General features: G+C 60.7%; 12 protein-coding genes. 1 reads left to right on the forward strand and 11 read right to left on the reverse strand.

Going from position 1 to position 12408, the window contains the following annotated elements; translation table 11 throughout:
* The 11 genes from Q6A51_RS01135 to Q6A51_RS01185 all read right to left on the reverse strand — a co-directional run bounded on the left by Q6A51_RS01135 (position 1) and on the right by Q6A51_RS01185 (position 11466).
* Positions 1–1368, reverse strand: coding sequence for a CpaF family protein (locus tag Q6A51_RS01135; protein WP_201002976.1), 1368 nt, complete (start codon positions 1366–1368; stop codon positions 1–3).
* 16 nt (positions 1369–1384) lie between these two features.
* Complete coding sequence (locus tag Q6A51_RS01140) at positions 1385–2617, reverse strand: hypothetical protein (protein ID WP_304573923.1); 1233 nt, start codon at positions 2615–2617, stop codon at positions 1385–1387.
* A gap of 10 nt (positions 2618–2627) precedes the next feature.
* On the reverse strand, positions 2628–3293 hold the full coding sequence (locus tag Q6A51_RS01145) for a CpaD family pilus assembly lipoprotein (protein WP_304573924.1): 666 nt from the start codon (positions 3291–3293) through the stop codon (positions 2628–2630).
* 14 nt (positions 3294–3307) lie between these two features.
* On the reverse strand, positions 3308–4834 hold the full coding sequence (locus Q6A51_RS01150; protein WP_304573925.1) for a type II and III secretion system protein family protein: 1527 nt from the start codon (positions 4832–4834) through the stop codon (positions 3308–3310).
* Between the two features lie 57 nt (positions 4835–4891).
* Positions 4892–5818 carry a Flp pilus assembly protein CpaB gene (gene cpaB, locus Q6A51_RS01155; protein WP_122320856.1) on the reverse strand — a complete coding sequence of 309 codons (927 nt, stop codon included), beginning with the start codon at positions 5816–5818 and terminating at the stop codon, positions 4892–4894.
* 20 nt (positions 5819–5838) lie between these two features.
* Complete coding sequence (locus Q6A51_RS01160; protein ID WP_201017660.1) at positions 5839–6396, reverse strand: A24 family peptidase; 558 nt, start codon at positions 6394–6396, stop codon at positions 5839–5841.
* A gap of 24 nt (positions 6397–6420) precedes the next feature.
* Positions 6421–6621, reverse strand: a complete 201-nt coding sequence (locus tag Q6A51_RS01165) for a Flp family type IVb pilin (protein WP_201002965.1) — start codon at positions 6619–6621, stop codon at positions 6421–6423.
* Between the two features lie 134 nt (positions 6622–6755).
* Positions 6756–8135 carry a sensor histidine kinase gene (locus Q6A51_RS01170; RefSeq protein WP_201017659.1) on the reverse strand — a complete coding sequence of 460 codons (1380 nt, stop codon included), beginning with the start codon at positions 8133–8135 and terminating at the stop codon, positions 6756–6758.
* On the reverse strand, positions 8122–8787 hold the full coding sequence (locus Q6A51_RS01175) for a response regulator transcription factor (RefSeq protein WP_025259684.1): 666 nt from the start codon (positions 8785–8787) through the stop codon (positions 8122–8124). The genes Q6A51_RS01170 and Q6A51_RS01175 overlap by 14 nt, the downstream gene beginning before the upstream one ends.
* 208 nt (positions 8788–8995) lie before the next feature.
* Positions 8996–10954: a DNA topoisomerase III gene (locus Q6A51_RS01180; protein WP_304573926.1), complete on the reverse strand. Its 1959-nt coding sequence runs from the start codon at positions 10952–10954 to the stop codon at positions 8996–8998.
* 158 nt (positions 10955–11112) lie between these two features.
* Positions 11113–11466: an ArsR/SmtB family transcription factor gene (locus Q6A51_RS01185; protein ID WP_304573927.1), complete on the reverse strand. Its 354-nt coding sequence runs from the start codon at positions 11464–11466 to the stop codon at positions 11113–11115.
* 150 nt (positions 11467–11616) lie between these two features.
* Between Q6A51_RS01185 and Q6A51_RS01190 the strand changes: the two genes are divergently transcribed.
* Complete coding sequence (locus Q6A51_RS01190; protein WP_304573928.1) at positions 11617–12363, forward strand: glucose 1-dehydrogenase; 747 nt, start codon at positions 11617–11619, stop codon at positions 12361–12363.
* The last annotated feature ends 45 nt before the right edge of the window (positions 12364–12408 follow it).

Consider the following 12408-nt stretch of genomic DNA (forward strand, 5'->3'; position numbering starts at 1 on the left):
TCAGAGTTCGCCAAACAGGTGGGCATGCTGGTTGTAGAACTCGGGTCGCTGACCGCTGCTCACGTAATCGCCCAGGATCTTGCCTTGGCTGTCGGTGGAGCGGACCTTGAAGCCGAACAGTTCCTGGGTCTGGATCACGTCGTTTTCCATGCCGCAGACTTCAGTGATCGAGACAACACGTCGTCCGCCGTCACGCTGGCGTTCGACCTGAACCACCAGGTTCACGGCACTGGCGATCTGGCGTCGAATGGCTTCCATCGGCAGTTGCATGCTTGCCATCATCACCATGTTTTCCAGGCGCATGATGGCGTCGCGAGGGGTGTTGGCGTGGACGGTACAGAGCGAGCCGTCATGCCCGGTATTCATGGCCTGCAACATGTCGAAGGCTTCACCGCCGCGCACTTCACCGAGGATGATTCGGTCCGGCCGCATCCGCAGGGCGTTGCGCACCAGGTCGCGTTGATCGACCTTGCCGGTGCCTTCGGCACTGACCGGACGGGTTTCCAGGCGCACCACATGGATCTGTTGCAGTTGCAGCTCGGCGGCGTCTTCGATGGTCAGGATGCGGTCGTCTTCACTGATCTTTTGCGACAGGGCATTGAGCAGTGTGGTCTTGCCCGCACCCGTACCGCCGGACACCACGATATTGAGCTTGGCAATCATGGCGCGGTTGAGTACCTGGACCATTTCCATTGACATGGCGTTGCGTGCAGCCAGGGATTCCAGCGTCAGGTTGCGGCGCATGAATTTACGGATGGAGATGGTGGTGCCGTCGATGGCCAGCGGGTAAGTAATGACGTTGACCCGGCTGCCGTCTGCCAGCCGTGCATCGACCATGGGGTTGGCTTCATCGATGCGTCGTCCTACACCGGCCGCGATACGCTGGGCCGTGTTGAACACATGCTCTTCGTCAAGAAACGTGATGTTCGACAGTTCCAGCTTGCCGAAGCGCTCGACGAACACCTGACCCGCGCCATTGACCAGAATATCGTTGACCGTGTCGTCGGCCAGCAATGGCTGGATCGGCCCGATACCCAGCATCTCGTCCAGCATTTCACTGGCGATCTGCTCTTCTTCGGGGCGAGACAGTTGCAGACGGTTTTCATCGCAGATGCGCCGTATCTGGCTTTCAATCTGCTGACGCAGCTTGTCGCGTCCCATGGCCGCAGCCTTGAGAGGATCGATCTGGTCATAGAGGAAACCGCGGATCAGGCGCCGGTTAAGGTTGGCGCCGCTGTCGGCATTCTTGCTGGCAGGGTTTGCCTTGGTCGTGTTGACCTTCTGCATCTCGATGACCGACTCGCTGCTTTCCTGCACGGGCAATGGTGTCGGCGCGGGGGCAGGGGTTCTGGGCTTGCGTATCAGCATGATCCGGCTCCTTGTGTCAGGCCGCGTTACGACGGGTCAGGGCGCCTTTGAGGCGGGCCAGCACCGACGGTGCTGCGAGGGCATTTCCCGGTTTGCGGCCACAAGCCAGGTCCGCCAGATTCAGCAGGGCCTGACGAAAGGCCGGTGCAGCTTCCAGACGCAGGGGGCCGCTCAACAGGCTGTCGTTCAGCGCATGTCCGGCGTAAGGCAGGATCAGGTCCACACGTCTGCCGACGAAGGCCTCGAACTGTTCGCGGGCGACTGTCTGATGAGTGCCATGGTTCTGGTTGACCACCAGCAGCAGTTGCTGGCCCTCGCTTTCGTCACCGATCTCTTCAAGCAGGCGCTGGGTATTGCGGGCGCCTTGAATGGTGAATTTGCTGAGCAGGATGCGGGTTTCGACGTGGCGCAACACCTCCAGCGCACCTTGCGGGTGGCCGGATGGCAGGTCCCACACCACCTGATTGAACAAGCGACACAGGTTGGCGCCCAGCTCAAGCAGGTGATCGGTATCGATAGGGGCGAAATGGTCGGCCGAAGGTTCCTGGGCCAGCAGATGCAGGCGGTCATCCAGACGAGTCATGGCCCGTTGCAGAAAACGGGCGTCGATCTCGCTGCTGCTCAAGGCAGCGGCCAGCCCACAATCGCCCTGAGCCCCCAGCAGCAGGGACAGGTCTGCGTTGTGCCGGTCGTAATCCACGGCGGCTACAGGAATATGCCGTTCGTGTGACAGCAACAGGCTCAGCCCGGCGCTGACCGTGCTGGTACCCAGCCCGCCGGAGCAAGCCGTCACGGCAATGCTGCGACCGGTGCGCACCTGGCTGGTCTGGGGTTGCTGATGGATATTGCGCGCACGCTCCAGGCTGCTGGCCAGCAAGTCCAGTGGCACGGGTTTGCACAGGTAATCCACCACGCCGCTGTGGGTCAGGGCGCGGTACAGGTCGACATTCTGCTGGCTGCCGAGGGCCAGAATCGCACAACCCGGATCGCACAGGCTCGACAGTTCAGAAATGGCCTGCAAGGGAAATTGCTCGCCATCCAGGTCCACCAGCAGCAGGCTGGCCCGCTGTTCGGCACACCAGGCCTTGGCCGCTTCGATTCCGCCGCTCAGGACCAGCGCCTCGGGCTGGCCCAGGCGCTGCAACTGTTCGGCGAAGCTGCGCTGGTCAGCCGTACTGGCGGCGAACAGGACCGGTGCCAGAAAGGTTTTGTCGCCGCTGGGCAGTACAGTGTTGGTCTTGTCGTTCATGGCGGCGTCCTCAGTCGTCCTGGGAGAAGTCGATGTTCATCAGTTCGGTGGTCTTGCTTTCCTGATAACGCTGCACGGCATTGTTGGCCTGATTGCCATCGGCGCTGTCCAGAGTGCGCGGGCGGACCAGGTCGCGAGGGTCGCTGACCATCCGCGCAATGTTGGCCCGGTTGGCACAGCCAAGAGTGCCGACTGCCTGATAAGGGGTCATGGTCCAGGCATCGGGGTTGGCGATCCGGCAATCGGGGATCTGCGCAACCATGGCCTCGGAAATGACCTGCAGATCCCAGCCGCCGGATTGCTCGGCAGCCTTGAGCTGGACCGGCGCCAGAATGATGCGGCTGGCATCCGCACCGCGTTCGCTCAGCACCCGTACCAGACGTTTGGCCATCTGCTCACCCGCAGGGGTGAAGGGCTGCAGGGTCAGGCTCTGGTTTTTCAGACGGCCCTGATTACTCAGCATCGTGTTGAGGTTTTCCAGGGATTCGGCGGTCAGCCCCTTGCCCTGATTGACCGTGTTGAGGGAAACGCTCAGGGCGCTGGGGTTCACCTGAGTGACCGGCATCGGTGTGTTGGCAAAGCGCTTGGCGCGCAGTTCGTTGTACTGCGCGGTACAGCCCACCATGAGCAAAGGCAGGCAGGCCAGCAGCGCGAGGCGGAAAGTGACAGGCTTCATTTTCAAGGTCTCCATCAGTACAGGTACCCTGCGCTGGCTTGGCGCGGCATCTGCGCATCCATGCCTGGCAGGCCGCGGCCCGGGGTTTGCAGTTCACCTTCGGTGACGGGGTCTACGACATAAGCGGTCGCCAGAATCACCAGTTCGGTGTCCTCTTGTGTGCTGGTTTCACCCTCGAACAGGCGACCGAGCAACGGCACGCCCTTGAGGCCCGGCAGGCCGCTGACTTGCTGGGCAACGTTGCTGCGCAGCATGCCCGCGAGGGCGAAGCTCTGGCCGCTGGCCAGTTCCACCGTGGTGTCGGCGCGCCGAACCTTGAAGGCCGGAATGGTCGAGCCGCCATCGGGCAGGGTCACTGCGCCGTCATCGGACAGGTCGCTGACTTCCGGTGCGATATGCAGGCTGATGCGGTTGGGCGAGAGCAGGGTGGGTGTCATGCGCAGGATCACGCCGTAGGATTTGTAGGTGATGCTGACGTTGTTGTTGGTGATGACCACGATTGGCACTTCACCGCCCGCCGCAAAGCCTGCGGTTTCGCCGGACATGGCCGTCAGGTTGGGCTCGGCCAGGACCGAAGCCATGCCTTCCACCGACAGGGCGTTGATCAGCCCGGTCAGGTTGCCGTCGGTGAAGCCGATGGTGTTGGCCGTGCGGATCAACTGACCGGCCTGGGTCGCGCCAGCGATGGTGCCTGCCGATGAGGCCGCGTCGGCGGCGTTGAACAGGCTGGTCGAAGAACCGGTCGCCAGACGGAACTTGCCGCTGTTCATGACCGAGTCCCAGTTCAGGCCCAGAGTGTGGCTGAGGTTGCGGGACACTTCGACGACCCGGACCCGGATATTGACCTGTGCCGACAACTCGACCTTGAGTTGGTTGATCACTCGCGGTGCAGCAGGGCCGCCGCCTCCGGGCGCACCGGCTGGAGCGCCGCCACCCGGTCCACCTGCGGCGCTGTCACTGGCGCCGACGGCTGCCTTGACGCTGGCCATGACCTGACGGGCTTCGAGGGGCGTACGAACATGTCCACGAACGATCAGGCCATCGCCTGCCGCCGGTACGAAACTGACCTGCGAGCCCACCACTTCGTTTTCGATCTGTTGGCGCAGGCCTTCCAGATCGAAGCCTGCGACCAGCCGCATGGCTGCGATCACATTGTCGTTGGCGTCCAGTGCATACAGGGTCGTGGCGCCTGACCGCTGGGCGAATACGAAGACACTGCTCGGCGACGGCATCTGGAAACTGGCCACTTCCGGGTCGGCCAACAGCACTTTTGCCGCGGCGCGAGGCAGTTGCAGCAGGCGTCCCTGGCGCACGGTCAGGTTGACTGTCTGGGTTTCACTGATCTGTTGCAACTGGGCACGTTGCTGGGCTGTGATAACCGGCGTGACCGGGGTTTTGGCAGGCATGTCGTAGTTGTCCACGGTCGCCTGTTCGGCTATGACAACTGACGGGCTGACCAGTGTGGCGCTCAAGCCGAGGCCGGCGAGCAGCAAGGAGAGTCCGTTCCGGCCCGAAGCCAGAGGTTGCGCTGTGCGTTTCATGCTGTTTTTTCCGTAAGGGCGTCTGTCGGCGCTACACCGGCCGGCAGACGCAACTGATCAGTGTTTCGCCAGGTCCAGAACTTCGGTGGCCTTGCCCCTGAAGAGCTGCACAGTGGTGGCCGGCCCGGATTTACCCGCGCTTTTCTGCGAGGGATAAATGCTGGTGGTCTTGTTCAGGGTGGTGACTTCACCGCTGGTCAGCAGCTCGTCTTCGGTCTGCTCGACCGATGAGCGGATGGCCAGTTGCAGGTTGCCGATCTCCTTGGCGACTGCCAGTTGCTCGGCCGCCGACGGCGCGACTTCCAGAGTCACGGTTTCAAAGCTCTGGCGGCTGCTGGTGTTCTTGGCGTTGGGCGTGGTTTCCAGATCCCGGCGTACATTCAGGTCGCTGCGGGTGCTGTTATTCATTGCCAGCACGCGGATATCGTGAAGGATGGTCTGGGCGGCCAGAAACGGCGCGGCATTGGCGGTGGCGTCTGGCGCCTGGGTTTCCTGTTCGCGCTTGAGGCTCAGGATCACATCCACGCGATCACCGGCGGCCACCAGGCCGAAGTTGCTCTCCACTGCGCTGGTCGGCACGGATACGGCGCGCATGCCGGGCTTGATGACCGAGGCCAGAAAGCCTGGTTCGCCGGGGCGCACGACCACGCTGCTGGTCAGTGGCTGGCCGGCTTCGACCGGTTGACGCACAGTGGCGCCCAGCAAGGAGTCCTGCTTGTCCTGGCCTTCGATGAAATACAGGGAGCGCGTCATTTGTGCGGTTGCCGGTTGCCAGTCCAGGCTGCCTGCATCGATGAAGTCGCCCGGTTGCAGGTTGCGTGAAGCGACCAGCACCTGGCGAGTGGCTTCCTTGGGGGCGGCAGGTTGAACCTGTGCCTTGACTTCAGGTGGCTTTGGCGGTGCCAGCAAAGCCCGTGCGAGCAGAGCGGAGCCACTGGCGAGGACAATGGCCCCAGTCAGCAGAATGAGCGAATTCTTTTTCATCGAGTACGGCTACTGTGGGTTCAGGTGTGGATGGGAAACAGCAAGGTGAACAGCGCACCTGCTGCGATGGCCAGGCCGTAGGGAATACCTGCGGGGCGTTGAGCGTCATAGATGATCGGTACCGCGATAGCGTCTTGCGGCATGCGCCGGATCAGCCACATCACGCCCCTTGCAAGAGCGGCTTCGAGCATTTCCAGCGTGGGCAGTACCAGCGCCAGGATGCCGCCAGCCAGCGAGGTGATGATCAGGAAGGTGATCAGGTCTTCGCTGCCGATCCACAGGCTCAGCACGGTCATCAGCTTGACGTCGCCGCCGCCGACCCGTTCGATCATGTAGAGGCCGTAACCGACCAGCAGGACCAGCGCCGCGCCTGCCGTAGACCAGCCCATGGCAGAAATGACCTGCCAGACGCCCAGACCTGCAAAAGGGCCGACATTCAGGGGCGCCAGCAGCGGCAATGCCAGCCATCCCGCCAGCAATGCCAGCACCAGTCGGTTATGGATCTTGCGATACAGCAGGTCCGTGACCACGACCCAGCACAAGGCGGGTAACAGCAGAACGACGACAAGGCTGGTCATGGACGGGAATCCTGCGGGGTAACGTCAGTTGCTGCCGGTGCTGTTGTTGGTGGACCTGATCTGGTCGGCGATGCCACCGAAACGTTCCTTGAGCGCGCCGATGAACTGGCCGTCGGAGCCGAAGATGTAGCCGATGGCTGCGGCCATGGAAGCCGCCAGAATGCCGTATTCAATGGCGGTCACGCCGCTTTCGTCGCGAAGGAATTTCTTGAAGGAGTTGAGCATGGCGCAAGCCTGTGTGAGATGTCGGAAAAGGGAATCCCGACCGCAGTGAACAGCGGTCGAGGACGGTTCAATAAGGTGAAACGATACTAAGATTTATTCTCATTAAGCGGCAAGGCGGGGATCATTAAGAAGCCTTAAGGAATCGCCCGGCTCAACTGCAATTCGACACGCAGGCCGGGCTGGTTGTCGCTCAGCCGCAGGGAGCCGCCATGCAGTTCACTGATGGCCTTGACGAGTGTCAGGCCGAGCCCGTTGCCGGGAATGTCGCCGGAGGTATGCAGGCGATGGAAGCGTTCCACCACCTGTTCCGTTGCAGAAGCCGGAATGCCTTCGCCGTGATCCGCCACGCCAAGGGTGGCGAAGAGAGGGCGATGCCGGGCAAAGAGCGTGATCGTGGAGTTGCGCGGCGCATATTTCAGTGCGTTGTCCACCAGATTGGCCATGGCCTGGAACAGCAGGGCGCGGTCGCCCCAGATCCGGCAGCCGGGGTCTATGTTCAGCACCAGTGGCGAGTTGCGCTCATCGGCCAGGGGCAAGTAGTACTCGCGCAGATCGTTGAGCAGATCCTGAGCCGGAAACTCCTCGAAAAGATGGGCGCAACGCCCGGTTTCCACTTCCCCGACCCGCATCACTGCGCGAAACAGGCTCTGGATACGTTCGCTTTCATCAGCGGCCAACCACAGGGCTTCGCGCACATCGCCAGTGGCGATTTCGGCTGCGCTGACCAGACGATTCTGCAATCGCGTCAGCGGCGTGCGCAGTTCGTGGGCGATATGGCTGGTCACGCCCTTGACCTCGGCCATCAGCTTGTTGATCCGCTCCAGATTGCGATAGATCTCGGTGGCCAGCCGGTCCAGCTCGTCGCCGCTGCGGTCATGGGGCGGAAAGGCCTGATGATCGCCACTGGCAAAGCGTTTCAGCGCGTCATGAATACGTTCTATGCGGTACAGCTTGCGCAGGCTGTAACGCAGGCTGAAGATCAGGCTGCCCAATAGCACCAGAAACAGGCCGGCACCGGCCATCAGCGGAATGATCTGGGTGCGCTCCAGCATCGGTTGCAGGTCGTAGGCGCTGAAATAGCGGCCGCCGTCGCGAAGCTCGATCACCAGCCCCATGATCTGCCGCTCTTTGTTACGAATGTTTCGCCAGTTATCCGGGCAGCGTGCCGCGATGCAGTCCATGACTTCGTGCATCGTCGCATCGCCGGTCAGGACCTTGCCCTGTGGGTCCAGCAGCAGCGAATGACGCTCGCTGCGCCGGTCATAGAGGTCCCGCTGCCTGAGCAGTTCGGCAACCTGATGGCTGCTGCGGCTCTGGGTCAGTTCATGCATGGTGCGCACGTCGGCGAGGATCATTTCCCGCACGTGGCTGCGCATGACGCTTTCAAGCACGCAACCACTGCCGATGACCGACAGCAAGGCCACCAGCAGACAGGCAAATGCCATGGTGGCGGCTTGTTGAAAATTGCTGGTTTCAAGGATGTGGCGCAGCTCGAAACGACTAGCCGAGTTCATAGCCGATTGCACGAATGGTCCTCAGCAGACTGCGTTCAAAACCCTTGTCGATCTTGGTACGCAGCTTTGAGATATGGACATCGATCAGGTTGGTCTGCGGGTCGAAGTGATAGCCCCAGACCTTTTCCAGCAGCATGGTGCGGGTGACCGTCTGGCCCGGGTGCTCGGCCAGCACTTGCAGCAGGCGGAACTCCTTGTCGGTCAGGTCGATATTGCGCCCGGCCCGACATGCACTGCGCTGGCCCAGGTCGATGCGCAAGTCTTCGATGTAGATCACTTCTTCCATAGCGGTTTGATTGTGCCGGCGAGCCAGCACCTCCAGGCGCAAAAGCAGTTCGGTGAAGTCGAAAGGCTTGCCCAGATAGTCGTCCGCACCGGCACGCAAACCTTCGACACGGTCACTGGTCTGGTCGTTTGCCGACAGGATCAGCACGGGAGGGCGGGAGCGACCATGGAGCCTGTTGAGCAGTTCGATGCCATCCATCCTGGGCAGCATGCGGTCCAGTACCACAACGTCGAACGCTTCCTGGGTGAGGATTTCCAGCGCGCCCTCACCGTCATGGGTCAACTTGCAGTTATGGCCGAACGCATGGAGTTTGCTGCCAAGCCAGTGGCTGACCGATATGTCGTCTTCTACCACTAATACACGCATGGTGGTGCCGCTCCCTTCTTCTGGTGGCAGTCATCTTCAAACGGAAAGCCAGATTGTAACAATTAAGATTCATTAATGTTAGTAAATGCTAATCATTATCATTATTGTGCTATCAATACGGCATTGATGTATAGGGGGGGAAAGTGAAAAGCAGGGGCAAGCTGCAAGCGATAAGCTGCAAGTTGTAAGCGGCGAGATACAAATGGGGTCAGGCTTTCTTTGTTGCTCTTGGCGGGCGTTTGCCTTTGCTTGCAGTGGTTCCGGCCGCTTTGCGCGTGCCGGTCTTGCGTTTTTTCTTCCAGGGCGCTGCGCCACCGGCCGGGCTGGCGGGGCCGCTGATGGTCAGGCGCAGGCCGACGCAACGGGTGACCTGCTTGCTCATCCAGGCGGCCTGTTTGGCAACGAACTCTTCAAGACTCATTTCACCGCTTTGCACCATATCCAGCGCCTGCTCCCAGATGGCGGTGGTGCCGGGGTCGGCGATGGCGCGAGGGACGGCATCGATCAGGCTGAACGCTGCGGCAGTGGCAGACAAGGCCTTGCCTTGCTTGATCAGATAACCCCGGTCGAGCAGCCCCTGGATGATACCGGCGCGGGTGGCTTCGGTACCGATCCCGGTGGTGTCCTTGAGCTTCTGCTTGAGCAGCGGATCTTCCACCAGCCTGGCGACATTCTTCATGGCCTTGATCAGGTCGCCTTCGGTGAAGGGCTTGGGCGGCTGGGTCCACAGGTCCTTGAGGATGACATCGCTCACCGGGCAGTCGCAGCCCTGAAACAGCGCGGGAAGGTTTTGCGGGGCAGGGGCTTCGCGACCTTTGGCCGGGGCCAGCGCTTCGGGCATGGCGCGTTTCCAGCCCGGTTCGATGATCTGCTTGCCGATGGCGCGCAAGGCCTGCCCGGCGCAGTCGAAGTCGGCCTGGGTCCGGTCGTATTCGTGGTTGGGCAGGAACTGCGCCAGATAGCGCGCGCGGATCAGGGTGTAGACCGCTCGCGGCTTGCCTGTCAGGCGCTCGATGCCTCGGGCGGCAGCGGTGGGGATGATGCCGTGGTGGGCGCTGACCTTGGCGTCGTTCCAGGCCCGTGAGCGGCGTTGCGGGTCCAGATGCCTGAGCAGTTCGCTCAGCGCAGGATCGGATTTGCCCAGCGCGGCGATGATGCCCGCCGCTTCGCCATGCTGGCTCATGGGCAGATAACCGCAATCGCTGCGCGGGTAGGTGATGACCTTGTGGGTTTCATACAGGGCCTGGGCGATATCCAGGGTTTCCTGAGCGCCAAGGCCGAGTTTTTTCGAGCAGATTTCCTGCAAGGTGCCCAGGTCGAAAGGCAAGGGCGCAGCCTCGCGAATCCGTTCGGTACGCAGTTTTACGACCCTGGCGCTGGCGGCATTGCGAATCGCCTCTGAGGCCTGTTGCGCCAGTGGCTGGTTCAGGCAGCGGTCCTGATCGTCACAGGCATCCGAAGGCGCTCGCCACTGGGCAATGAATGCCTGGCCGTCATGCAGCAGTCTGACGTCGATGGCCCAGTAAGGCACGGGCACGAAGTCGGCGATACTGCGGTCGCGATCCACGACCAGCCGCAGGGTTGGCGTCTGCACGCGACCCACCGGCAGCACGCCCTGATACCCGGACTGGCGACCGAGCAGGGTGAACAGACGGCTCATGTTCATGCCGATCAGCCAGTCGGCGCGGGAGCGGCCAAGTGCCGAATGATAAAGGCTGAAGGTATCGGCACCGGGCTTGAGGGACGCCAGCGCCTTGCGGATCGAAGCGTCGTCCAGTGCCGACAGCCACAAGCGCTGGATCGGGCCACGATAGCGGCAATGTTCTACCAGTTCGCGGGCAATCATCTCGCCTTCCCGGTCGGCGTCGGTGGCGATGATCAGTTCTCGGGCTTCACCCAGCAGGCGTTTTACGGCCTTGAACTGGCTGGCGGTACGGGGTTTGACCAGCATTTTCCATTTGTCCGGGACAATCGGCAGGTCTTCCAGCACCCAGCGTTTGTAACGGGCATCGTAGGCATCCGGTGGCGCGGTTTCCAGCAGGTGACCGATGCACCAGGTCACGGTGGCGTTGGGGCCTGTCCAGCAACCGTCTCCACGCCGGGTCGCGCCGAGGACGGCGGCGATATCTTTGGCCTGTGAGGGTTTTTCGCAGAGAAACAGCCGCATAACCACCGCTTGCATTGACGGGTTTTGAATGCGGTAAGGATGAACACTGAAAGCGTTGTGAGCAAGGTTTATCTGTATGGATATACAGATAAACCTTGTAGGCTCTAGACGAAATGTATCTACGCATCGGTGATGCTGCGTTGAAAAACAGGTCGGTGCTATTCGTCCGCCCCGGAAGGGTCGTTAACGATAACCGAGGCGTAAGCGTTGATAATCGCTGCAACCAGGCCCGGGAATCGCGCATCAACTTCGGCAAAACGCGAGTGGTTTCTCATCTCCACCCCATGGCGCTCACTACGGATCAATCCTGCTTCACGTAACACTCTGAAATGGGTGGACAGAGATGATTTCGGGATGACCCGATCACCCAGTCTGGCTACAACCGAGCAGGCTTTGACACTACCCGAAGTCAGGATCCTGGCCAGAATCGCTGCCCGGTTCGGATCAGACAGCGCATGGAGGATGGCTTGGGGTTGAACGTCCTCAATCGCAGGATGAAATATGGGTCTCATGGTCGCTTCACTTCTTGCTTGACCTGTAATCCTATAGTTCCTAATATCGGAACTAAGGAACCAATTGCTCTCTGACTCAGGAAAAGCATCGGTTCCGGTCTCAGTCTCAATTAATTTAATGTCGAAATTTAGCATGAAAAGGTATGAATCATGAAGAAACTGGCAGGTAAAGTAGCCGTTGTGACGGGGGCCTCAAAGGGGATTGGTGCCGGTATAGCCAAGGCTTTAGCGCAGGACGGCGCAGCAGTAGTGGTCAATTACGCATCGAGTCGCGAAGGCGCAGATGCGGTTGTCGACGCCATCAAATCATCTGGCGGCCACGCTATCGCGTTGAAGGCTGATGTTTCCATAGCGGCAGAGGCTCAAGCATTGATCGAGGCCGCTATAACGAATTTCGGCCGGCTGGATATTCTGGTCAACAACTCGGGCGTCTTTGATGTTGCTCCGGTCGAACACGTAACCGAGGAGCAGTATCGTCGCCTCTTTGACATCAACGTGCTTGGGGTAGTACTTACCACTCAAGCTGCCATCAAGCATCTTGGGGAGGGTGCAAGCGTTATCAACATTTCGTCATCAATTACCAGCCTGCGTACGCCTGGTACCTCGATCTATACAGCGAGCAAGGCCGCTGTCAATGCAATATCTGGCGTGCTTGCCAAGGAGCTTGCGCCACGAAACGTGCGGGTTAACGTCGTCAGCCCAGGCTTCGTGGTGACCGAAGGTACTACAGCCGCTGGCATCGTTGGCTCTGAGATGGCTGCGGGCATCATATCTCAGACTCCACTCGGTCGTTCTGGTACACCAGAAGATATTGCTCGTGTTGTGGCATTTCTAGCGTCCGATGATGCGCGCTTTGTAACGGGCGAAGAAATTACGGCCAGTGGTGGCCTACGCTGAACGCCCGTAATACTGCATGAGTTTTCGTTTGAAGCCTGGTGTGGT

Origin of the sequence: Pseudomonas serbiensis (assembly GCF_030580745.1) — a bacterium.
In the GTDB taxonomy this organism is placed as follows: domain Bacteria; phylum Pseudomonadota; class Gammaproteobacteria; order Pseudomonadales; family Pseudomonadaceae; genus Aquipseudomonas; species Aquipseudomonas serbiensis.